The 22,773-nt window shown below is 67.1% G+C and carries 21 protein-coding genes and 1 tRNA gene; 8 read left to right on the forward strand and 14 right to left on the reverse strand.

The features are described from left to right. Positions 1 to 4 precede the first annotated feature (4 nt). Positions 5 to 607, forward strand: coding sequence for an SCO family protein (locus AUL33_RS18345; RefSeq protein WP_244492339.1), 603 nt, complete (start codon positions 5 to 7; stop codon positions 605 to 607). Between the two features lie 179 nt (positions 608 to 786). On the opposite strand, the gene AUL33_RS18350 is transcribed toward AUL33_RS18345, so the two are convergent. Together AUL33_RS18350 and AUL33_RS18355 are read right to left on the reverse strand one after the other, a co-directional pair. Continuing rightward, on the reverse strand, positions 787 to 1,707 hold the full coding sequence (locus AUL33_RS18350; RefSeq protein ID WP_062211703.1) for a fatty acid desaturase: 921 nt from the start codon (positions 1,705 to 1,707) through the stop codon (positions 787 to 789). 139 nt (positions 1,708 to 1,846) lie between these two features. Next, positions 1,847 to 2,638, reverse strand: a complete 792-nt coding sequence (locus AUL33_RS18355) for a phosphate/phosphite/phosphonate ABC transporter substrate-binding protein (protein WP_082652723.1) — start codon at positions 2,636 to 2,638, stop codon at positions 1,847 to 1,849. 389 nt (positions 2,639 to 3,027) lie between these two features. Between AUL33_RS18355 and AUL33_RS18360 the strand changes: the two genes are divergently transcribed. The 3 genes from AUL33_RS18360 (at position 3,028) to AUL33_RS18370 (ending at position 5,695) form a co-directional block, all read left to right on the forward strand. Next, complete coding sequence (locus AUL33_RS18360) at positions 3,028 to 3,294, forward strand: hypothetical protein (protein ID WP_062211710.1); 267 nt, start codon at positions 3,028 to 3,030, stop codon at positions 3,292 to 3,294. Positions 3,295 to 3,432: 138 nt separating this feature from the next. After that, on the forward strand, positions 3,433 to 4,308 hold the full coding sequence (locus AUL33_RS18365; RefSeq protein ID WP_062211713.1) for an SDR family oxidoreductase: 876 nt from the start codon (positions 3,433 to 3,435) through the stop codon (positions 4,306 to 4,308). A 265-nt stretch (positions 4,309 to 4,573) separates the two neighbouring features. After that, entirely contained in the window at positions 4,574 to 5,695 is a 1,122-nt protein-coding gene (locus AUL33_RS18370) for an ABC transporter ATP-binding protein (protein ID WP_062211716.1), read from the forward strand. Positions 5,696 to 5,706: 11 nt separating this feature from the next. Here the strand turns inward: AUL33_RS18370 and AUL33_RS18375 are convergent, their stop codons facing one another. Together AUL33_RS18375 and AUL33_RS18380 are read right to left on the reverse strand one after the other, a co-directional pair. Next, complete coding sequence (locus AUL33_RS18375) at positions 5,707 to 7,368, reverse strand: iron ABC transporter permease (RefSeq protein ID WP_244492341.1); 1,662 nt, start codon at positions 7,366 to 7,368, stop codon at positions 5,707 to 5,709. Between the two features lie 47 nt (positions 7,369 to 7,415). Beyond that, positions 7,416 to 8,402 (reverse strand): ABC transporter substrate-binding protein, encoded by a 987-nt coding sequence (locus AUL33_RS18380; RefSeq protein WP_062211812.1) that lies wholly within the window; start codon positions 8,400 to 8,402, stop codon positions 7,416 to 7,418. Between the two features lie 536 nt (positions 8,403 to 8,938). Here AUL33_RS18380 and AUL33_RS18385 point away from each other — a divergent pair. Then, entirely contained in the window at positions 8,939 to 10,501 is a 1,563-nt protein-coding gene (locus AUL33_RS18385) for a tyrosine-type recombinase/integrase (RefSeq protein ID WP_156419488.1), read from the forward strand. Between the two features lie 417 nt (positions 10,502 to 10,918). Here AUL33_RS18385 and AUL33_RS21745 read toward each other — a convergent pair whose 3' ends face one another. The 4 genes from AUL33_RS21745 to AUL33_RS18415 form a co-directional block, all read right to left on the reverse strand. Continuing rightward, a complete protein-coding gene (locus AUL33_RS21745) occupies positions 10,919 to 12,718 on the reverse strand; it encodes a DEAD/DEAH box helicase (RefSeq protein WP_082652724.1) in 1,800 nt (599 codons plus the stop codon). Positions 12,719 to 12,790: 72 nt separating this feature from the next. Continuing rightward, positions 12,791 to 13,258 (reverse strand): hypothetical protein, encoded by a 468-nt coding sequence (locus AUL33_RS18405; protein ID WP_062211733.1) that lies wholly within the window; start codon positions 13,256 to 13,258, stop codon positions 12,791 to 12,793. Beyond that, on the reverse strand, positions 13,255 to 15,084 hold the full coding sequence (locus tag AUL33_RS18410) for a MobA/MobL family protein (RefSeq protein ID WP_082652725.1): 1,830 nt from the start codon (positions 15,082 to 15,084) through the stop codon (positions 13,255 to 13,257). Before AUL33_RS18410 ends, AUL33_RS18405 begins: the two co-directional genes overlap by 4 nt. Beyond that, positions 15,081 to 15,389 carry a hypothetical protein gene (locus AUL33_RS18415; RefSeq protein WP_062211737.1) on the reverse strand — a complete coding sequence of 103 codons (309 nt, stop codon included), beginning with the start codon at positions 15,387 to 15,389 and terminating at the stop codon, positions 15,081 to 15,083. The genes AUL33_RS18410 and AUL33_RS18415 overlap by 4 nt, the downstream gene beginning before the upstream one ends. A gap of 252 nt (positions 15,390 to 15,641) precedes the next feature. On the opposite strand from AUL33_RS18415, the gene AUL33_RS18420 reads away from it, so the two are divergent. After that, the gene (locus AUL33_RS18420) at positions 15,642 to 15,914 is read left to right on the forward strand and encodes a hypothetical protein (RefSeq protein WP_062211739.1); all 273 of its coding nucleotides are present in this window, start codon (positions 15,642 to 15,644) and stop codon (positions 15,912 to 15,914) included. Beyond that, positions 15,911 to 18,019: a DotA/TraY family protein gene (locus tag AUL33_RS18425; RefSeq protein WP_062211742.1), complete on the forward strand. Its 2,109-nt coding sequence runs from the start codon at positions 15,911 to 15,913 to the stop codon at positions 18,017 to 18,019. Before AUL33_RS18420 ends, AUL33_RS18425 begins: the two co-directional genes overlap by 4 nt. 48 nt (positions 18,020 to 18,067) lie before the next feature. On the opposite strand, the gene AUL33_RS22315 is transcribed toward AUL33_RS18425, so the two are convergent. The 4 genes from AUL33_RS22315 to AUL33_RS18440 form a co-directional block, all read right to left on the reverse strand. Further along, positions 18,068 to 18,223 carry a hypothetical protein gene (locus AUL33_RS22315; protein ID WP_156419489.1) on the reverse strand — a complete coding sequence of 52 codons (156 nt, stop codon included), beginning with the start codon at positions 18,221 to 18,223 and terminating at the stop codon, positions 18,068 to 18,070. A gap of 163 nt (positions 18,224 to 18,386) precedes the next feature. Beyond that, positions 18,387 to 18,641, reverse strand: a complete 255-nt coding sequence (locus AUL33_RS18430; protein WP_062211745.1) for a hypothetical protein — start codon at positions 18,639 to 18,641, stop codon at positions 18,387 to 18,389. A gap of 61 nt (positions 18,642 to 18,702) precedes the next feature. Further along, positions 18,703 to 18,951, reverse strand: coding sequence for a hypothetical protein (locus tag AUL33_RS18435; protein ID WP_156419490.1), 249 nt, complete (start codon positions 18,949 to 18,951; stop codon positions 18,703 to 18,705). A gap of 74 nt (positions 18,952 to 19,025) precedes the next feature. Next, the gene (locus AUL33_RS18440) at positions 19,026 to 20,345 is read right to left on the reverse strand and encodes a hypothetical protein (RefSeq protein ID WP_062211751.1); all 1,320 of its coding nucleotides are present in this window, start codon (positions 20,343 to 20,345) and stop codon (positions 19,026 to 19,028) included. A gap of 755 nt (positions 20,346 to 21,100) precedes the next feature. Between AUL33_RS18440 and AUL33_RS18445 the strand changes: the two genes are divergently transcribed. Then, complete coding sequence (locus AUL33_RS18445; RefSeq protein WP_156419491.1) at positions 21,101 to 21,730, forward strand: hypothetical protein; 630 nt, start codon at positions 21,101 to 21,103, stop codon at positions 21,728 to 21,730. Positions 21,731 to 21,853: 123 nt separating this feature from the next. Here AUL33_RS18445 and AUL33_RS18450 read toward each other — a convergent pair whose 3' ends face one another. Beyond that, the gene (locus AUL33_RS18450; protein WP_062211757.1) at positions 21,854 to 22,123 is read right to left on the reverse strand and encodes a hypothetical protein; all 270 of its coding nucleotides are present in this window, start codon (positions 22,121 to 22,123) and stop codon (positions 21,854 to 21,856) included. Between the two features lie 469 nt (positions 22,124 to 22,592). Next, positions 22,593 to 22,668, reverse strand: a tRNA-Thr gene (locus AUL33_RS18455). Between the last annotated feature and the right edge of the window lie 105 nt (positions 22,669 to 22,773).

The raw sequence follows: 22,773 nt of genomic DNA on the forward strand, positions 1-22,773 counted from the left end.
CGAGATGAGCCGATCGATTCTCCGCGGTGCCGCCGTTGCCTGTGGCTTTGCGCTCGCTCTTGCCGCCAAGCCGGCAGCGGCAGCGCCCGGCACAGAGACCACGGCCGCTTCGCCGGGATTGGCGATGGCGGGTCACTTCCGCCTGCGGACCGCTGCGGGCGAGACGGTCGATTCCGACGCGCTCGCCGGCACGCCCTACGCGATCTTCTTCGGTTTCACGCAATGTCCGGACATCTGTCCGACGACGCTGGCCGACCTGACGCAGGCCATGGCCACGCTGCCGCCAGCGGCCGCATCGCTGCGGATCTATTTCGTTTCGGTCGATCCGGCCGACGAGGTGGAGGCCATGGCACGCTACACCGCGGTCTTCGATCCGCGGATCGTCGCGCTCGGCGGGTCGCCGGCGGCGATCGCATCGGCAACCGGCTCGTTCGGGATCGCGGTGGAGCGATCCGAACTACCGGGCGGCGGCGCCACCTACGGTCACACGGCCACGGTCTTCCTCGTCGATGCCGACGGCCTCGTCGCCGACCGCACGAGCCTTCAGGATACGTCGGATGCCATGGCCGAGAAACTGGCCAAACTGATGGGAGTCCCGAGGCGCTGATCGATCGGTGCGATCATTGGTCAGCAGTTGTTGGCGCCGAATGCCGTCACAGGCGCGAGGATCTCCCGATAGCTTGCGCTCGTCGCCGGTTCCGGTGGTTGCCTGCATCCAGAGGACGCCAGTCCGAACGAGCCGCCAATGCTCCGAATGAACGCCGCGCTTGGGACGAAGGACAGAAGTTATACGGGCCGGCGCAAACCGCGTGCGGGATGCACCGGTGTGTCGTGCGGCTGGAAGGCGAAGCGGCCGAACACGTCTCCATAACCGGCATAGACCAGTCCCCCGTTCTGTTCGACGAGAGCCTTGCGCTCGTTGCGGTAGACGGAGGGCAGGCGATACCACGGCACCGCAGGCCGCAGGTGGTGCAGGACGTGAAGATTGTTGTTCAGGAACAGGAGGGCGAAGGCGCCGGCCTGCTCGACGATCGCCGTACGCTCCTCGCTGCGCTCGGCCCAGCGATGTTCGGCGAAGGAGCGGATACGACCCAACGAAGCGCCGGGTAGAACGAAGGCGAGCAGGTAGACGCCGAATGGCATCGCGCAGACGTGGAGGACCCAAGCCAGGACGCCGGCCGAGGCCAACAGGTGCAGGGTCCAGATGCGGGCATGCCGGACGTCGCCGCGCACGAGTCGGCTGGCCTCGCTGACGAGAAACCCCAGCACCATGACGAACGGCCCCAGGAGCAGCCGCCCGGAGATCGTGTTGTTGAAGCGCACCAGGGCTCGGGCGACGGGACCAAGCTTCGCCCAGACGGCATCGGTCAGATAGGCAGATTCGGGATCCTCGATGGGGTCGGTCAGTTGCTCGTCGTTGTGATGACGAAGGTGCGACATCCGATAGAGCGAATAGGGGAGCCAAAGGGACAGCGGCACCGATCCGAAAGCGTCGTTGACGATCCGTCGACGGGTTGGATGCCCGTGCATCACTTCATGCTGCAACGACCCATGCCACGCCACGAACCAGCCGCCGACGAGCATCAGCAGCGGAAGGGGTAGAGCGGACCAGAAGAAGGTCGCCAGAAGCCACCCCGCGTGAATCATCACTGCCAGCGCGACCGTCGGCCATTCGATACGCTGGGAACGCTGCGACCGTTCGAACATGTCGATCTCCCCAGATATGGAACCGGGTCGCAATCTATATCAGTCTATCGAATTAATAGAGAAATGACGTTCTTCGCGGGCGCCCGGCAGCGAACCGCCTTTGCGATGACGTCGGCTGGCGCGACGTTTACGTTTGCTTCTACGCGAAACGGGGAAGGCCAAGCTCGTCCGACTGGCGTTCCTGTTCGAGGATCACGTCGAAGGCCGACCGGGACAGGCGCACGACGCCTTTCAGTCGGTGCGCGTCGAGAAGGCCCTCATCGGCAACCTGCCTCGCGGCCATCTGAAGAGCCTCGAAGATTGCATCCACCGCCTCGTGGTCAGTCGCTGCGTTCGTCACGAATGGCAGAGCCGGGGCCGGCGGCGTGAACGTGAGAATGCGGAGGGGTAAGGCAGGCTCGCGATCGAGCGCCAGAGCCAGCGTGACGGCGTCGATTGCCGCAGTATCGGCCTTTCCGCAAAGGACGGCGTCGATCGAGGCTCCATGACTGCCGGTATGCAAGAGCGACCCGAAGAAGGATGTGCCCCCCGCAAGGTGTGCGACCGCCGCCCGCAGGGCGTTGGCGCCCGATTGCGAGTGCGGTGCGTTGAATGCCGCGACCCGCCCGCGAAGGTCGGACAGTTCTTCCGCCGGATCGTCGGCGCGCACGATGACCGCCGAGCGATAGGACGAACCCTCGCATCCCGGCGCATCGTAGACGGGAACGGCCACGAGGCGTACCCGATCGCGCAGGGAGGTGACCAGTGGATAGCCGCACGTCTGGCTGAGGAGCAGGGCTGGATCGCTCCAGTGGGCTTGAAGATCATCCGGCTCCACGATCTCGCCCGAGAAGCCATGTACCTCCAGACCTGCCACCAAAGCGTCGAGGAAGCGTGCACGCGGCTTTGCCGGCACCTTGTACATGGGCAGGGAAACGAGATGGGGTTTCATGTCATGCTTCTTCGTTCATCCTTGAGGCCTGGCACCGTCCTCCCGCGTCATCAATCTCCGCGATCAGGTGATCGCGGAGAACAAGACGCCAAGCACGTCCATGGACTATGACGCACCGGGCTTGGAGTCCAAGCCTACATGGCGCGATCAAATCAATAGCCTGCGCTGTGGGAGACATTCCTTGGTCGAGAAGACGACGCTTCTCGGCGCGGTTGGCTATGTCACCGACAATGATGCCGGATAAGGGTGTCGGACGCTTTCCCGTTCATGAGCTAATCAGAGGCAGCGACGCGACGGGCTTGCCTTCTATTCGTAGATGCGGACAGCGTCGTCCCTGGCTTCAAACTGGGAACGGTGACGGAATGGCGCGATTGCGAGCGGGATCACGGATGGCGGGCGGGCCGATGCAGTTCGCGGTCTCGACGGATACACGGATCGACGACGCCGTCACGCTGCCGCCCGATCGATACACGGGTACCGTCACTTGGCGCGAGACCATGGGGCGCTCCGGCTTCGACCGGTCGAAAAAGATCTACCGGATCGAGCTCGCCGCCGAGGACGTCGTCCGCTGGGGTGGAAACCCGGCGCCCTGCGATGGGCCCTGCGTGATCGACGTGACCGAGCAGGTCGCGTCCGGGGAGATCAAGGCTCTCTGAGAGGTCACTGTCTCACGGTGTCTGAAGCAGGCGCTGGTGCAGCGTGATGTCGCGGCGGGCGCGATGCGGCTTTCCGGGGGAGCGATCCCGGCGATCGATCGTTGGGCTCTTGTCTTCGATACGAGCAGGAACAGTCTCATGACCAACGATCCGCGCACCAGCCAGCCGACCCGGTTTCCGTCCGAGCCGCAACAGCCGGCCCCAGGACTGGAAGCGCAGATGCGCACCAAGCCCGATCACGGCGAAGAGAGCTATGTGGGCAAGGGCCTGCTCGAAGGGCGCGTGGCGCTGATCACGGGCGGCGATTCCGGCATCGGCAAGGCCGTCGCCATCGCCTATGCCCGCGAGGGCGCCGACGTGGCGATCTCGTATCTGGCGCAGGAGCAGGTCGACGCCGACGAGACGAAGGCTCTTGTCGAGAAGGCGGGCCGCCGGTGTATCCTTCTGCCCGGAGATCTGCGCGACCGCGGCCATTGCGTCGATCTCGTGGAGCGGACGGTTGCCGAACTCGGGAGCCTCGATATTCTCGTCAACAACGCGGCCGCGCAGACCGTCAATGAGGATCTCGCCGACATCGACGACGATGACATGCAGGCGGCGTTCGAGGCGAACGTCTACGCAATGATCCGATTGGCCAAGGCCGCGGTGCCGCACATGAAGCCGGGGTCGACCATCGTGAACTCCACCAGCATTCAGGCGAAGGTCGCGACCGAGAGCATGATCGTCTATGCGACGACGAAGGGCGCCATCGCGAGCCTGACGATCGGGCTTTCGAACCTTCTGGCGCCGAAAGGCATCCGCGTGAACGCGGTCGCGCCCGGTCCCGTCTGGACGCCGATCCAGCCGATCGCCAAGCCGACGAACGAGTTGGAAAAGCTCGGCCAGAACACCCCGCTCGGCCGTGCCGGCCAACCGGCGGAGCTGGCTCCCGCCTATGTCCTGCTGGCGTCGAAGGAAGGCAGCTACATCACCGGTGCGGTGATCCCGGTGACGGGCGGAATCCCGATGTACTGAGCGACGGCCCGCGAGCATCTCACGGAACCCTGCCTCCGGTGGATGGCTGGATCCGTGGGATGCTTTTTGCGAAGGGTGGCGCTGCAGGTCGGGCAATGACGTCGGGTTCGGACCGGCACGACCTTCGTTGAGCGGTGATATGTCATGTTGACGTCATATCAAGGTGTCAGCGAAACGAGCCGTTGTAAGCGGACGGCCGGGACACACGGATCGACGGTGTTCCGGTCCCGTTCGCAGCGTGGTTTCCGGAGCTTCGACCGTCAGCATGGCGTCACCCATTCACCTTCAAGCCGTCTCCAAGTTCTTCAGCGGGCAGGCTGTCGTCAATGCCGTTTCCCTCGATATCGCAGCGGGCGAGTTCGTCGCCCTTCTCGGCCCGTCGGGATGCGGCAAGACAACTCTCCTGCGCATGATCGCGGGCTTCGAGACGCTCAGTTCGGGGCAGCTTCAGTTCGGCGACCAGCTCGTGGCCGATAGGAGTTTCCACCTCGTGCCCGAGAAGCGAAATGTTGCGATCGTCTTCCAGTCCTATGCGCTCTGGCCCCACATGACGGTCGGCGAGAATGTCGGGTATCCGCTGCGCGTGCGAAGTATCGCTGGCGCCGAGCGAGCGTCGCGCGTCGCGACCGCCCTCGCGGAAGTCGATCTCACCGGTTTCGAAGCGCGGCGCCCTGCCGACCTGTCGGGCGGGCAGCGGCAACGCGTGGCGCTGGCCCGGTGCTTCGCCATGGAACCGTCGATCGTGCTTCTCGACGAGCCGTTGGCCAATCTGGACATCCATCTGCGCGCCTCGATGGAGGAGACGTTCCGGCGGTTTCATGCGCGCACCGGCGCGACGATGGTTTACGTCACGCACGATCAGTCCGAGGCTATGGCGATGGCCGACCGGATCGCGGTAATGGACAAGGGACGCATTCTGGAAGTCGCGTCGCCCGCGGACCTCTATACTTCGCCGCGAACGGAGGCGGTCGCTCGCTTCGTTGGCCACGGTCGGATCGTCGATTGTTCGATCATGGAGCGGGTCGACCAGAAAACAGCGCGCGTGGCCGTATTTGGCATGCAGACCCTCGTGCGCCACGGAGGCCTGCCATCGGTCCTGCCGGCAACCGGACGCCTCTGTCTGCGCGCCGAAAATCTGGCGGCCATCGAAAGCGGTGGCTTCGAGGCCCGCGTCGTGTCCTCGACCTTCAAGGGCGCGCACAGCCTGCTCGTCGTCGAGCCGACAGCGGCGCCCGGTCTCGCACTGTCCCTTCACGCAAGCATGCCGGCGACGCCGGGCGCGATCATGCGGGTTGCCGTTTCCAACGGTTGGCTTCTTCCACCGCCTGACGGGGGCATCACTGCGACCTTGGACCGAGCCGCGGCCTCGGTCCTCGCTTTCGCCTGAGAGTCGAGCGTTCAGTCGGCCCAGGGCAGGACGCCGCGCGGCAAATGCCTTGCGAGCGCGCTCGTGGCGAGCATCAGGGCGACGATCACCGCGACGCTGACCACCGCCACGGCCGAGGCGAGCGTCGACTGGCCGGCATCGTCGAGATTGAACACGACGACGCCGAGCGTCTCGTTGCCCGAGGACCATAAGAGCGCCGACACGGTCAGCTCGTTGAATGCCGTCATGAAGACGAGAAGGCCGCCGGCCGCCGCCATCGGCGCGAGGATCGGCAGGAGGACGGTGACGAGACGAAAGAGGAAACCCGCGCCGGTCATGCGGGCCGCTTCGTCGAGTGCCCGGTCCATCTGCAGGACGCCGCCGATCACGGGTCGCAGCGCCAGGGTGAGAAAGCGCGCGAGATAGGCAAAAGCGATGATCCAGATCGTGTTGTAGAGGCTGAACCCGAGAAGGGGCAGGGGCCGCAGGAACAGGAGGATCGAGGCGATGCCGAGGACGATGCCGGGCAGAGCATAGGGGATCTCCGCGGCCATGCTGAGGAACCGCAACAGCCGGCCGCCCCGCCAGACGATGAGCACCGCAAGCGGGACGCTGACGGCCATCAGGACGAACGCCGCTCCGAGTGAGAGGAGACCCGAGTTGCGAAAGGCGCGCACCGTCGCGTCCTGTCGGAACAGGACTTCGGCATAGTTCTGCAATGTCAGCGACGCCGCCGACAGCGGAACGCCATAGGCGTTGACGAGCGAGGTGGCGACCAGCGCGAGAAGCGGGGCGACGACGATCGCGGCGATCAGCAGCCAAGCGACGAGTTCGCAGGCCCCACGCCACCGGCCGAGCTCGTAGCCGAGCGCTTTCGACGCCGTGCCGACGACACGGTAGTCGCGCCGGCGCAGCATCCGCGACTGAAGCGTAAAGCCGGCGAAGGCAAGGCCTCCGACGAGGAGCGACAGGACGGCGGTCTCGCCGATGATCTGCGGACCAAAGCTGGCGAGACGCTGGTAGATCAGCGTTGGCAGGACCGTGTAGCCGGCGGGGATGCCGAGCAGCGCGGGAATGCCGAAATTGCCGATGGCGGAGACGAAGGCGAGGGCGCCGCCAGCCACGAGCGGCGGCGTCATCATCGGCAGCACGATCGTTGCGAGAACGCGGGTGCGACCCGCACCGCTCGAGCGTGCCGCCTCGATGAGCTCGCGCGGCAGCGCCCGCAATCCGGCTCGCACAGCAAGGAAGACCAGGGGCGCATGCTGGATGCCGAGAAGGAGGACGATCCCCTGCGCGCTGTAGATCGGGTTGGGCGACCCCAGCGGCGGGGCAAGCCCGAGGGTATTGAGGAGCGGGCTCGCCGGTCCGAACAACTGGACCCAGGCCAAGGCCGTCACCTGCGGCGGGATCATCAGCGGCAGCAGGAAACAGAAGACGAGCGCCGCCTTGCCCCGAATGTCGGTGAGGGCGACGAGCAGCGAAACGACGATGCCGAGGGCCAGAGAGATCACCGTGCCGAGCATGGCGGTGACCAGCGAGTGCCAAGTCGCGATCCAGGTCGATCGCGACCCGAACACCGCGGCGGCGATGGAGAGATCGAACCGGCCCCCCGGCGCCACGGCCTCCAGCAGGAGGCGCAGCACGGGCGCGAGGCTGACCAGCGCGACGAAGCCGGTCAGCACGGCGAGCACGGTGCGCTCGCCGATCGCGTCGAGGATGCCGGATGTCTTCAGGACCGTCAGCCGCCGAAGAGGTCCGAGAACCGCTTCTTGTTCTCGGTCTCGTCCGCCAGCGCCTTGGCGGCATTGAAGGGCAGCAGCTTGATCGTATCGCGGGCGGGAAACCCGGTCGGACCGGCGACCCCGTCGCGTGCCGGGAGGTAGCCCTGGCCGGCGGCCAGTTTCTGGCCGGTCTCGCTCAGAAGGAAGTCGATGAAGAGCCGGGCGTCCTCGGGGTTCTTCGCCGTCTTGAGAATGGCGACAGGCTCGGTCACCGCCGAGACGCCGTCCGTCGGGAAGACGAAGCGGACCGGCGATCCCTTGGCCGCCTCGCGGATCGGCAGGTAATCGACGATCACGCCATAGGCCTTCTCACCGCCCGCGACCGACTTCATCACCGCGCCGTTGCCGCCGGAGGCCGTGGTGCCGTTCTGGGCGAGCGCCTCGATGTAGGGCCAGCCGAGATCGGCATTCTGCGCCAGCGTCGCGACGTGGACGAGGGCGGCGCCTGACGTCAACGGGCTCGGCATGGTCACCATGCCCTTCATCTCAGGCTTCGTGAGATCGCGCCAGGACGTCGGCGCGGCGTCCGCGCGGGCATTGGCCATGAAGCCGGTGGTGATCAGCTTGGTTGAGAAATAGGTCTTGTCGGTATCGAAGAGGCCCGCGGCAAAGCCAGCGGTGTCGGCGCCGGGATAGGGCATCAGCCGGTCGTCGCGCTTCAGGCCCTCCATGGTCACGCTGTCGGCGATGAGGAGAAGGTCCGGCTGCGGGCTTCCGGTCGCGAACTCGGCCTGGAGCTTGGCCATGACCTTCGTGGTGCCCTCGCGGACCCATTCGACGTCGATACCGGGATGGGCCGCCTCGAAGGCGTCGACGGTCGCCTGCGCATCCTCGTTCGGCTGGCTCGTGTAGAGCACGAGTTTGCCCGCCTGCGCCGCGGCGGTGCCTCCCACCAGCAGGCAGACCAGCGCTGCAGCGCCGCGAAATGCGAAGGTTCTTGTCATGAGGCCCATCCCGAAGCGTGATCCCTCGACGGCCGAAGCGGCAGGTTCGGGCAGGTGAAGTTCAGGGCGCGAGTACGCGCGATCCGTGACAGGCATATGAAAGCGTTCAGGCCGTCGTCGAGAGGCGTGTCGGGGATCGCGTTACGCGCTGCATCGTCGGGGTCAAAGCGGATGAAGGTCACACACGACCGAGCCAGTTTTAGAGTACGCCTGGAATTACGGAGATGACCATTCTTCTCGCCTTGCACAGTCGGCCAGCAAGGGACTTTTAAAACACTGCCAAAGCAATCGGTTCGGTCTATAAGCTCAAGCGACGTGCCAGCCGCTAAGCTATAGGCTACCCGACGTCATAATCCGCTGAAATTTCAAGGGCCTGAACATGGTGCCGGCTGCAGAGCTCGAACCCGCGACCCCCTGATTACAAATCCGATACTGCCTGTTTACCAGTCCTTGCGGATGGTCTCCTCTCGCCCTCCAAATTGTTGACAACGTTGGGATTGAGGCGCTTTTGAAGGACTCGTCGGCAAACCGAGTTCTTGCCGGAAGGATTGAAACGGTCGGTACGGAGTCGGTACAAGATGGGGTCGGTACGGGTCGCGCTCACCCAGAAGCATGTCGCGGATGCCCTTGCGGTCGCTGAGATCGGCACGACGTCCCTGGAGGACTGGACCGACACACGAGAGGTCGGGCTTCGCATTCGCGTTCGCGGGCGCAAGGCCGTGTGGCTGCTTCGGTTCAACGACTCGTCGGTGACACTCGGGCCGGCCGGCCGATGGACGCCGAAGCAGGCCCGCGAGATGGCGGGGCACGTCCGGGGAATGCTGAAGAGCGACCTTGACCCGCGTCCATGGGTGGACGCGCGTCTCGCCGGCGCGGACGCGGTAGAGGCCGCCGGGGTCGTGCTTCGGCGCGAGGGCCGCGAGCGACAGGAGTGGACCGTGGGCGAGGTCGTCCGGCAGTACGTCGAGCAGCACCTCAAGCTCGGCCGGGTCGTCCGTGGCGAGCGACGACCGCCCTCCGCCCGTTCGGTGCAGGACGTTGAGTCTACGATCCTGCGCGCGGCGACGTTCCAGGCGATCTCGGGACTGCTCGCTCGCGAACTCGACGCGCGACGACTGGAGACGTATCGGAACACTGTCGCCGAGACCAATGGCGGATCGACGTCGCGGAAGGCCCTGTCGAACGTGAAGACGGCCATGACATGGGCGAAGAAGCACCATGGCGCCGCGAGCGGCCTCGGCACCTTGGCGGCATGGTGGCGGGACGTCGCCTCGACGCATGTAGAGGGTGTTCGATCGCGGATGCCGTCCGTCGATGACCTCGGGATGACGTTGGCGCTGGCCGACGCCGTCCAGACCATGCCCGGACGCAAGATCGACGTTCGGGGATCACGTATGCATGCCCTTGCCCTCCGGCTGCTCGTCATGACGGCGCAGCGCAAGGAATCCATTGCGACCATCCGACGTTCGCAGATCGTCTCGGATGGACGCGACGGCGGCGACGGTTGGGGCATCCTCTACCTGCCGCCGGCCGCGATGAAGGGACGGAAGGCACATACGATCCCGCTGCCGCCGGCCGCTATGGAGATCATCCGGACGGCGATCAAGATTGGCGGGCCCGACAGCGAGTTCCTGTTCCCGGCCGAACGCGGCGGGAAGGCTGGGACTGCGGTCTCGGTCTCCGGATCAGCGCTGAACCGTCGTCTCGCGCAGCTTCGCGGCCAAGACCCGACCGGGCGGACGCGGGGCGGCCGGAACTTGCTGGCGGAAGCCGGGGTCCGCGTCGCCGACTGGTCGCCGCACGACGCGAGGCGGACGTTCGCGACTGAGATCGAGGACCTGACCACGCGCGGAGATGCCGTGTCGGCTGTCCTCGACCACTCCCAGGCCGGGGCGCGGTTCGTCGACGCCACGGCCGTCCCCGACGCGGCGGCGATCACGCGCATCGCGTACTCGCAGGCCCAGCGGTTGCCTCTGAAGCGGCTGGCGCTGGGGCCATGGTCGGAACTGGTTGAGGCCGCCATCGAACAGGCGATGCCTACAGCATTGAAAGTCGTCGGCGAGGCGGTTCCGGCACGTCCGAAGGGTCGAAAGGCTTAAGAGGCCCTTCCTGCAAAGCCGTACGACGACGAAGCCAGGGTGGGTGGTATCTTTCCCCCCCTAGAATCTTCGTCGTCGTACGGCTTTACCGCAGTTCCGATCAAAGCATATTGCGAGCCTGACCGAGCCCAATGCTCCTAGCCGGCAAGCGTGTCTGCTCAGTCGTCAACCTTCACTTCGTCATCGTCGATCACGACGTCCGTTCCGGCCTCAATCGCCAGGGAGACAGTGGTAAGTGAAGCCAGACTGCCGCTGACTATCTTTCGTGCGCACTCAAGACAGTATCGTTCCCAAGTGCGCCCCGTCCGGACGCTCAGTCGAGGTTCCCCTGCCTTGATTGCATGCCTGTTGTTGGCTTGGCACTTATGCGACCGGACCGCCTTTTCGAGTTGCACTCGGGTCACCAGTGAACGGATCCTACCCACGGATCACCTCCGCTGTCGCTCGCGCAACGATGCCGTCGAAGTCCGCCTCGATGGTCGCAAGATCCTCGCGGGAAAGCTCGTGACGTTCACCTGCACTACGGCCGACGAGTGCGTTGGCGTGACGATCAATGGCCGCCTTCAATACTACAAAGTTGCTCCGTCCAAGCCGATTCCGGTCAAGCTCACGTCCCTCTGGATTGATACCGCGTTGCGCAAGAATGGCCCCAACAACCGAAGCAGTTCGCGCAACGAGAGCCGCACGGTCAGCCTGCCTTTGTCGTTGCCGCGTTATAGGGACCGGAACTAATTCGCGCATAGCGTCCCGGACATCGTCTGGAGAGTAACCACGATCTGCCAGCACTTGAAGGGCTTGTACAGCCGCGTCGTCCGCAAGCAGGTGCAACTCTTCCAGTTGCAACCCAGTCTGGCCGCGGACCTCAATACCGTCTCCGTCGACGCGCGGCATTGGATCGACCGTCAACTCGTTGCCGTTACCGAAGTCCAAGCCTTCAACGGGGAGAAGCTCGTCAAAAAACTGTTGGTCGGCCTGAGAATATTCCTGAAAATCTTCCCAGCGCCGCGCGATGTTTGCACCCGCATGGAAAACGACGACACCCCGATTGCGTGGGCTGTCTGGCGCGTTCTGATCGATCACTCTCATGATGCGTCCGACGAACTGAACGAACGGTGACAGATTGCCGAAGACGCTGAAGACCGCGGCGACTGCGAGCTTAGGATGGTCAAATCCTTCACCGAGCTTCCGAACCTGTACGATGACGTCCAGTTCGTTCGCCTCAAGCTTCCGCATGACGCGCTCGTTGGCCTGACCGTCTTCTCGCGAATGCACGAAGTCCGCGCTGCGTCCTCTCGCCCGATACGCAGCTACCACCTGGTGACAATGTTGGTAATTCAACGCCGAAGCGATGATTTTCAGCGTCCGATCGCCCCCTTCATCCCGAAGGCGGTCGAGCTCGCGTATGGAAGCATCCACGATCGTGTTCAGCGTCTCGGGCGAGGTTACGATGCTCCGTCGAAAGTCTGCATCCTCTTCACCAAGACGCCGTACTTCGTCGAGGGAGACTTCAATTTCGTGGCCATCGACTTCCCGGACGTACCTGAGGGTTCGCGGGTTCAGAACGACCGCTTTCAGTCGCTTCACGTAGCCGGAACGAATGGCATCCACGATCGGGTACGAATAGAGGATGCGCCCCGCCATGCGCTGTCCGTCTGACCGCAAGGGCGTGGCAGAAAAGTTGACGATCCGAGCTCTCGGGAACTTCGCCTTCAACGCCGCCCAAGTCGCGGCGACGTTGTGGTGACCTTCGTCGAAAAGGATCAGGTCGAAGAAGTCGTCGGGAAGTTCACGGAGCCATCGATTCTCCGCTCCCTGAAGCTGCTGTATGTTCGTTACCACGATCTCGGAGTCGTCGAGATCGCCGCGGTTTACGGCTTGGCCACGTATCTCGACTGGTTCAGGAAATGGCATCCCATCGAGGACGCCACGCGCTGAGTAGAACTGATTCGCGTTCGAGGGATCCACATCCCGAAGGAGCTGTTGCGCAATCTTCACATTCGGTGCAACCACGAGCGTGCGTGCCGAACGGAATGCAAATGGTGTGATGGCGATAGTCCCCGACTTACCGCATCCGACCGGAAGCACTATCCCGACTTCGCGTTCACCGGTGATCTCCTGCGCGAAATCGACGAGGTGCTGATATGCTGCCTGCTGAGGTTGGCGAAGCTGCTCGTTGCCGGCGATGTTCGGCACACGGTTCTGGAATGGCGACGGCATGATTCCTCCTCTAGCTCCGTCGCCATTCTCACCAGTTTTTCAATTTAGGCGAGTGCCATCGTTCATGGCGACTCAGATCGCTGATAGGGACCGTTTGCCCGTTCCCCTGGAGGCGAACCGCCCGGCCAAGGTTCCCCCATCCACTTGGGTTTCTCTCGAAACGGCGGCGAGGAGGCGCCGGCCCCGGCTGCGCCATTCTGACAAGCAGCGCGACGGGGCGCGGGCGGCCGCGATGTGCAGGCGTCGCCAAGCGCTGAGGTCGTCCGGCTCGATCGTCGCGAACGTCGCCTGAAGTTCGTCGTCGGCCGCGATGCTGAGGTCGCGACCAAGGACCGCGCACCATGGCTCTGAGGGCTGGCGGACGCGACGCCACTCGCGTCCGGAAGTGGTGGCCATCACCTCGTCGGCGGCGAGCCAAGCGCCGAGGTCGGGATCGCGGACCAGCCACTCGGTTGCTTCCCGGCCGGCGGCGCGCTCGCGGGCGTATCGCCGGAGCGCCTGCGCCTCGCTCCGCGTTTCAAGGACGGAGGTCGCGGTCATCCCGGCCGCCGCTCGTATCCGTCTCTTGGCGCCAGCGGCTCGGGCTGTGCGACGACGGTGGCAGACTTCGGGTCCCGTTCGAGTTCGACGCGGCCGAGTTGGCGGAAGGCAGGAAGCGACGCCGTCACGTCCTCGCGGTCGGATTTGGCGAGCTCCGCGCGCTGGTCGTCGTCGAGGTGGCCGGCGACGAAAGCGCGGAGCGGCGGGTCCAGCCTGCGCAACGCCGCGACGTCGCCAGCGGCCGCTGCGAGGACGAGATCGGCCTCGCGGACTTCGGAGCGGACGGCCCGGAGCTTCGTGGTCGAATCGGCAATTGTTGCCGATTCAGCCTGCCACGCCGCGGCGCATTCGGGCGACGGCTCGTAGCCGGCGAGCGTGACCCCCTGACGCTGGCATTCGAGCCACAGCCGTGCGCGGGCCTCCTCGGGCCACGGGCCGTCCAGCTCCAGGGAACCCGACCAGTCTTCGGCTGCCTTGGTCGCAAGGGCGCGCAAGGCCTCGTCGGTGACGGGGCCGACGAGGTCGACGTGCTTGCCGGAGTCGAGCAGCCTGCTGCGCGGGCCGACGGCGACGCGGACCCCGGCGGGACTTTCGCCGACGTCGTGGAACCCGCGGCGCCTCCATCTGTCGGCCAAGGCGACCGCCTCGACCTCGGCCACGGCCTGCCTGCGGCGCGCTCTGCCGGGCTTCCCGGCCCTAGCGGTGCGCGGCAGGGGATCGACGCCGTAGCCGGTGGAAACGGCGATGACGTTCGCGAGTGCCGCGGCCTGCGCGCTGCGCGGTCCCCAAAGGCTGACGGTGCCGCTCTCGTCGTCCGCCTCCACCCACGCGCCGTCCTTGAGGAGGACGCGGGTCGCGCGCGTGTTCCGGACGTCGACCATGTAGAGGCTGCCGCCGAAGGCGGACACGTCCGCGTCCGGGAACCGCTCCTTGAGGAGCGCGACCTTGTAGTCCTGCGCGTCGCCGGACCGCTGTTTCCGGTCGGGCGCTCGGGGAAATCCTCGGGCCTTGAGTGCCATGTCCATCTCCGTTCGAACGAGTTCGTTGTCCAGTTGCCGTGACTCACGCAGTCCGGCGACGACGGCGGTTCGCCGATCGTGTTTCCGGCGCTTCACGACGCAAGCCTTCCGCCGTTCGCCGATCAGCGGCTCCGGCACGCGGGGATCGCCGCGGGCGGCGTAGGAGCGGTGGTCGGCGCGGCGGCGGGACCCGGCACCTCGAAGGTGCGCGTTGAGGACGCCGGCGACACGCTCGCGCTCCCGCACGAGGGCATCGCCCTTCCTGCCGCCCGCCCGGCCGCCGCTCTCGAAGATCGCGAGGAGGTCGGCGTTCCGGACAGCGGCGAACCCGGTCCCCGTGGACGGATCGAGCGCGCGCATCGTCATGAGGATGTGTCCGTGCGGCTGGCGTTCGCGATCGCCGGCCGGCGGGCAGTGGATCGCGACGTCGACCACGGCGCCGGTCGCGACGTAGGGGGCCGCGACGTCCCGCAGGAAGTCGGCCCATCGATCGTCGGGAAGGTCGCGCGGGATCGACACCTCGACCTCGCGGGCCGTCACCGAATCCTTCCGGCGCTCGGCGAGCTCCGCGCGGCTCCACAGGGATTCGCGGTCCCGTGTCCATGCGGGCGCGCCGTCCGGCACCATGACGAAGGAGTCCGTGACGTGGCGCTTGCGCGAGTAGTCCCACGCGCTGCCCGTCCGCGCGTCCACTAGGCGCGTTCCGGAACGGTACGCGGCCGCAGCAACCGCGGAACGGCCCCGGCTCCGCTGGACCACCTTGGCGCAGACATGGCACAGGGCCTCGTGGGCGGGGAGGCTCGTCACGGGCGGTCGTCGGCACCGAAGTCGAGGGCCGCCAGCGTCGCGCTGACGCGTGCGGCATGCCGTTCGTCCTCACGCTGGGCGCGGACGTAGGCTTGATGCCAGCGCGCCTCCGTCGCCTTCACGTGCCTCGCGACCGCCGCGCGTTCGCCAGCGGAGACGATTGCCGAGGCCTTGACGCGCGCCTTGAGTCCGACGGCGAGCCGGAACCCTTCCCATGCGGCTTCCTCGATCGCCCGATACGCATCCATGCACTTGCTCCTCTCGCCGGCGACGGGGAGGTCCGCGCCGCAGGCCGTGCGCGTCATCCCGAAGGGGTGACGCTTAAGCGCGCCCTTCGGGTACCTCCCCGGTTCCTCCACGATGGTTCGGCGCCGATTTGCTCCGCGCAAGTTCTCACCGGACCATGGATATCGGGCGCTTCGCGTGGGGCGCCTGCGGGCCGCACGAAACCTCGAGAAACGGTCGGCGGCCCGGCATCCGGGGCGGAAAACTTTTCCGCTCCGCGATCGGGATTCCGCCGGCGGATCGGCCGACCGGCTAGACGGGAGGAGAACGGCATGACGATCGATCTCGGGAAACTGGAACAGCGGCGGGCGAGCCTGGAAGCACGCCTCGCGGCAACGACGACGACGCTGCGGGATGCGCAGAGGAAGGACGACACTCGGCGGAAGGTCGTCGCCGGGGCGGCCCTGCTGGCGGCCGTCCGCGAGGGTGTGGTCCCGGCCTCTGTCCTCGACGTCCTCCGCTCGCGGATGACCGAACGGGACCGCGCGCTCTTCGCTGGCGAGACGGCTACTCCCGCAGCCGAGTTCGGGGAGCGTCGGTCGTGACCTTCCCCGACATTCTCGCCGTCCCGGCGGACACGGACGTCGCCTGGATGGTGGCGACGACGCTGCTGCCGCTCGACGGCGACGACACCGCCTTCGCCGTCGTCATGCGCGTGCTCTCATCCTCGCTCCTCCTCTTGGCGGTGGCGTATCTCGCCTATGCCGTCCTCTCGCTCGTCGTCCATGCTGCTCGGACGGGGACGCCCGTTCCGGAGGAGTCGTCCTCCGTGTTCGTCATGCTGCGCGTCGTCCTCGGTCTCGGCATGCTGGTCCCGCTCGGCGGACTCTCGACCGTCCACTACGCGCTGCGCGACTACGTCGTGCTGCCGGGCATCAACATCGCGAATGCGGGCGCCTCGGCGGCCGTGGAGTTCGTCATGCGCGACGGACATCCCCTCTCGCCGGTCTCGGCATCGGGCCGCGACCTCGTGCTGTCCGTCGCCGAATCCGAGGTCTGCGCACGGACCTACGCGGTCGCACGCGAGTGGCGGGCGATCGAGGGCGCGGGCGCCGCGCTGTTGCCCGAGCCGGCGGGAGCGCCGGTCGTCGCGCCCGCCGAGGAGTCCTGGTGGCCGTGGGGCGAGGACACGACAGAGCGGACGGTGGGCCATGCCTGGTCGTGGGGTCCGGCCTGCGGCAGCCTGACCCTGACGACGTCGGACGGGTTCGCCGAGGGACGGTTCGGCGAGGTCCGGCGACAGGCGGTCGCCGCCGTCGTCGCCGAGGTCCGGGCGATGCCGTTCGCCGGGACGCTGGCCGACGCGGTGAAGGTCGCCTCGGACGCGGGGACGCAAGTAACGGGACCGGACGCCGAGGCCGCCTTCCAGTCCCTCGGCCTGCTCCGGACGAACCTCGAGTCGGCGCTGCGCGAAGCCGGGCGGCGTTACGACCGGGCGCTCTCGCAGGCAGCCGCCTCGCTCTCGACGGGCGACGACGTCGGACTGCGGGAAGAGGTCGCGCGCGATGTCCGTGAGCGCGGGTTTCTGGCGCTCGGCGGGTACTATCGCGTTCTGGCGCACGCCAGCCTCACGGCATCCGAGGCCGTCGCGGAACGGCCGGTGCGCACCGCGCCCGACCCGGCTGCCTGGGAAACGATGGCGGGTCCCGTCAGGGCGGCACTCGCCCTCGTCGACTCGCAGCTTCGGCGCGGGTCCGCCGCGGCGACGCTGGCTTCGGGCGAGGCGCTGTCCGGCGAAGCGGCCGGAGCCGGGAACGTCATGTCGGCGCTGCTCTCGTCCGTGACGACGCCGGCGATGGAGTTCCTGACGCAGTACGAGGGATTCCGGCCGGACCCGGTGGGTGACCTCATGAACCTCGGCAACCGCCTGCTCGTCGGCGGGCAGTCCGCCTTCGCGCTGGCGCTCGCGGCCTACGGAGGCAGCGCCCTCGCGCTCGGCACCGGGCAAGGACTGCTCGACTTCGTCATGGTGCCCGGCTGGACGCTGATCGGTATGGCGTGGCTCGGGGGCGCGGTCCTCGTCTACGTGCTGCCGATGGTGCCGTACCTTCTGATGCTGTTCGCGTTCGCGGCGTGGTCGCTAGAGGTTCTGGTCGCGGCGATCGCGGTCGTCGCGTGGGCGTTCGCGCATGTCCGCATCGACGAGCCGAACTTCGTCGGCCGTGCGCAGGTGCAGGGTTACGCTTCCCTGATGGTCTCGGTGCTCCTCCGCCCCGTCGTGACGGTCGCGGCCTTCGTCGCGGCCCACATGGTCACGGTGACGCTGCTCAACGTGTTCCTAAGTTCGTACACCGTTGCGTTCAAATCCGCGCAGATCGGGTTCACGCTCGGTGCCACAGGCGTGGTCGTGTCGGTCGCCGTGATGGTCTACGTCCAGTGGCACCTCGTGCTCTGGTCGTACCGCATGATCCTGACGACGCCCGAGCGCGTCGGCCAGTTCCTCGGCTTCAACGTCCCGTCCTGGGGTGAGGGTGAAGCCGGGGCCACCGTGATCGGCGGCGTCGTCGGAGGGCACCGCCACCTTCCACGGATGGGCGGGACCGGAGGCAAGGGGAAGGACACGAACTCCGAAGACAAGTCGGGCGCGGCGGCCGGAACGCCACTGCGGGCGACGGGCGCAACCGGAAAGGCCGTTGCCTCGACGGCATAGCGGAGGAATCCTTTACGGACGAGGGGACCCGATCGGGTCCCCTCGTCGTCAGATGCCGTGGATGACCGACAGGCTCCACAGGAGGGCGAAGCCGCCGAGAGCCATGAAGAGGACGAGGACCGGGCTGGCGACGATCAGCATGGCGGCGAGCGTCCGGAGGAGCGGATTGCGGATGCCCGCGACCATCGAGAAGTCGTATCGCATGTTCGATCTCCTGTCGTTCGTTGCCGGCCGCCCTGGCGGCCGTTCCGGCCTCGTCCTGCGGCATCCTGCCGGGGACGCTGCCTCGCCCGCCTGACGGGCGACGCTCGCGCTTGGGCATCGGCAGTCCCCGGCAGGATGCCGCATGGGAGGTTGAGGAACGGCGTCAGGCGGTCGCGGGATTCGAGGGATCGGGCCTGCGGTGCGGGCGGCTCGCGCGCCGGAGTTCCCCCGTGCCGAATCCGATCAGGATGCCCGCGACCATGACGGTGCCGCGGCTCATGAGCGCGTCCAGGTCGCCCGTCGTCGAGAACGCGACGAGGCCGCCGAGACCGAGTACGGCGGCGGCGAGGTAGCCGGTGGCAAGGATGGCGAGGCGTGTCGCCGGTCGACGGCGGAGCGCGGTGGTCGTCGGCAGCATTGCGGGTCCTTCTCGGTTGGTCGTGGAACCAGCGTGAGGCCCGCCCGGCGCGGCGTCCAGGTCAGGCGGCTGCCGCGGCTTCGGCACGGGCGAGCTGGAGCGCCCACGCGCCGTCCTCGCGGATGCACTGCACCTCGGCAAGGCAGGCACCACAGGCAAGCATGGCGGCGTCCTCGACGTCGGTCGACGAGAGCGGCCCGAGGGCGCGCAGACGGTCGATGGCGACCGCGATGGCGCTCGGGCGCTGGCATCCAGTGCAGGCCCGCCCGGTCCAGATGGCGACTCCCTCGTCGGCGGCGATCTCGTCCATGTCCGTCCTCTCAATGCCGGGCGACTCCCTCATGGCCGCCGGCCGTCGCCTTCTTCCGGGAACGGGAATGGGCGTCAAGCTGCGATCGGCAGGACCGCGACCGGACGGCGCGCGAGTTCGGCGACGACCTCCGCGACGGTCGGCGGCACGATGCCGGGAACTGCGGCGGCGGTCGCCGCGATCGCATACTCGAGGGCTGCGCGTGTGCCGGCTCCGCCGCGCGCCGCGACACGCTCGGCGGTCTGCCGGATGAGATGGCGACGGGTGCGGTCGTCGGCGGTCGCCTGCCGGGCCGCTTGCGCCTCCTCGGCGGAGCGGCGGCGGGCCTCGGCCTTCTCCGCGATGACGCGGACACGATCGATGGCCTCGAAGAAGACCTCGCCGAGGATCGACATGAACGCCGCCTCGTCCAGAACGGGCGCGGCCTCGACCGCCGCGAGGAACGTTCCGGCGAGACCCGTCCGCAGGATCGTGCGCCACGTCTGCGATGGCACGTCGCCGACCTTCAGGGCCTCTTCCGTCAGGTCGAACGCGCCGCCTGTCTCCGCGTCGTCCTCTGCGTCGATCCCGAGCGCGGCGGCGAGCCGGGGCGTCACGACGCACGAGCGCGTGCCCGGCATCGCCTCGGCGAACTCGCGCCAGAGGCCATAGGACGGCATGTCGCCATCGATCGCGTCCTCGGCAATGTCCCAGGGCGTGCGTCCGGCGGCGTGGCTCTTGTGGCCCGACGACCCGGCCGCCAGTTCCCACGACGTGCCCTTGGCGATGTACTCGCCCGCCGCTTCTGGGCTTGCGGCGATCTGGACGCCCTGCGCGTGCCGGAGGGCCTTGCCACCGCGCGCCTCGACGGCACGCATGAAGCGTTCGATCAGGGCTTCGCCTGCGGCGCGCGCGTCTGCCTTGTCGGCGAGGCAGGCCATGCCGAAGTGGATGTGGAAGTGCCAGCCATATCCGCCGTGCGTGACCTCGGGCGCGACGAGGACGCCGGCGATCCCGCCGCGTCGCTTGATGCGCTCCCAGGGCGCGCCCCGACGCGCGGCGGCGAAGCTCTCGGACACGAGGCGCTTGAGATCGGCTAGGCGATCGGCTGGACCGTGCGAGACGGTCACGAGGCCCATGACGAAGGACCCGTCGTGTTCCGTCGTCGCCTCCACGACGCGCTGCACGCGAGCCTGTCTGATGGCGGCAACGGCGGGCGCGCAAGTCGGGCAGAGCCATCCGGAGCCGCAGCGATACACGCCGGAAACGAAGGCGCGGCGCGTGCCGTCCTCGCGGGTCCGGCGATGGATGCCGACGCTGTCGACGTCGAAGCCGGGGCGTCCGCATCCGCAAACGGACGGCCCGCGCTCGTCGGGTGCGAGACCGATGCGGAGCATGCGGGAGATGCCCGACATGAGGTCCCATCGACGCTGGGTCGTAGGAGCTGCCGCGCGGGCCGTCTCGTCCCTCCGCTGCCGTGCCTGTCGCTTCGCCTTGGTCCTCTGCGCCTCGCTGGAGAGAGGGGGGGTGAATGTAGCTCCTCCGTTGGCAAGCGGCCCCCTGGCGGGTGCCGTCGCGGTTTCCATCGGGGCGGACGCGGTCGGGCCGATCGCGGCGGCGGTGACAGGAGTGGACGGGGTCTCGAACAGGGCATGGACGGCGGCATCGACCAAACCGGCGGCCGGCTCGCGCGGCTTGCGACCGAGACGCTGAGCGGCGGCCGAATCCGGGCGCGGCCCGCGCGCGTCTGTCGATGTCTGAAGGCGAGCGGCGATCCCGCCCTCGACGGGGCGGTGCGGTCGCAAAATTTGTTGACGGGGTTGGGATGAGGAGGCTGTCGGCTGGCTGAGAGTATGTCCCAGCCGGGAGGTCAAATGCCTGCGCCGTTGACGGCGCGCGTGCCGTTCGTCATCGTGAAGTCCTACCCAAAACGACCCTCCCGAGAGCTTGCCGGCTCGATGACGGAGGGTCTTTTTATGGTTCCTCGGATCGGCGCGGGCGTCAAATAGCGGTGGGCGGGGAGCGGCCGCGCAGCGGACCCGAGCCGCGACGTACCCGGCGAGGCGGCCGCAGGCCATTGAGGAGTTCGGGCCATCGCGTCGGGCGGTTGCGTTCTGGAACCGCGACCAGCTTCTCTCCCCCTAAGCTACCGAACCATGGAGAGGATTGAATGGCCACCAAACGCATGCCGTGGGATCGCCCGCCGGGTAGCTTCGCTCCGAACCGTCCGGGAGACCGCGACGCAGTTCCCTTGTTCACGGCATTGGGACGAGCCTTGTCTGCGTGGGAAGGCGTGAACGCGGCGGTCGACAGCTTCTTCCATTCGCTGCATCAGGACGCATCCGAAGGCGACACGGAGAAAGCCTTCACAGCCTACCGTGATTGCCTGAAGGTTCACGATCGAGCCCGGCTGGTCCGTGCCGCGGCAAGGACGTTCCTCGACGCTGATTTCGGGGACAGCCGGAGCGAGGCTACCCGTTTGAACAAGGACGTCAAAACCCGGCTCGGCGGGTACACGGAGTGGGTGGCAAGGAGGAATGAAGTTGCACACGGCTACGTCACCGAGAGCCTGTCACCGGACTACATGCTCGACACGCAGCCACTCGTCACGACCTACTCGCTATTGCCCTCTCATGCCCGCCCGGACCGCTGGTTTCATGAGGAACCGGAATTCAACTACGTGGCGGTCGAGGTCGAGGGCTTCGCACGCGGGTTCGTCCATCTGGACGAAGCGTTCGAGAGGCTCGCCGCTGAGGTATCAGACCTTTGCCCTTTCCGTTCCCCCCATCCGCAACGGTAGGCCATCCCGCGTTGTCCAGCCCCGAAGAGGCCGTCAGCAGGGCGGAGGCGCGCCGCGCCTTTCAAAGCGCCGAAGGCGCGCCGCAGCCCTGTGGTCAACGCGGGATGGGCGGATCAGGGGTCGCTACCACTCAAGCCCGCGAGCTGCGCGCTGTCGTTGACGAAGCTGGCGGATCGGCCACATCGCGCCGACGCCCAGCGCCTCGGCGAGGTCGCCGAACAGGTTCGCGCGTCGCAGATCGGCCTTCCAGATCGCAAGGGTGTCCGGGGTCTCTGCCCGCCGGAGTTCGGCGAGCCGTTCGTCCACCTCGGCGAGATCGACAAGGAGTGCCCGCGCCGGTCGCGGATCCACGAGGTTCGCTCGGCGGCGGGCCTGACGTTCGGCATCCGTCATCGGCTGGCCGTCCGGTCGAACCGGTGGTCGTCCGCGACGGGGTTTCGGCAGGTCGGCAGGCGGGGTGTCGGACACGAGGCGGCTCCGGTTTTCGTGGTCACGAAAATGCCGGACGAACGCGCTGCGAGCAAGGGGGCGTCCATGTCGCCACCCCGAACTGCGTTCGGCTGCGCCCCTCCCCGGAGGGGCTGACGCCGCCCCGCGGGGCGACGTCGATTCGCCCGGCTCGCGCCGGCTACGCCGACGCTCTCCGGTCGCGGGTTTCTGTACCGACATCGTACCGACAGGCCGGGTCCGGCGGCCGACGCACCCAGCCGGGCGACAGGGCGTTCAAGGTTTCGCGCCTACAGGGCGCGGCAAGGATTCGTCGAGGCGGTACGCAGTCGGTACGAAACACCCCGCAGAACGCGGAAAACCCGGCCAGTCACTAGGACTGGTCAGCTTTCGTCAACAATTTCAGTGTGTTTAATGGTGCCGGCTGCAGGGCTCGAACCCGCGACCCCCTGATTACAAATCAGGTGCTCTACCAGCTGAGCTAAGCCGGCCACTGGCGATGGCCTACCATGAAGAAAGCGGAAGTGCATCCCCTATCGATGCGAAAACGAGATCGTCAGAATGGACCGGTCACGAGGCGCGCATGCCGGCGTGCT

Source organism: Aureimonas sp. AU12 (assembly GCF_001463705.1).
Taxonomy (GTDB): domain Bacteria; phylum Pseudomonadota; class Alphaproteobacteria; order Rhizobiales; family Rhizobiaceae; genus Aureimonas.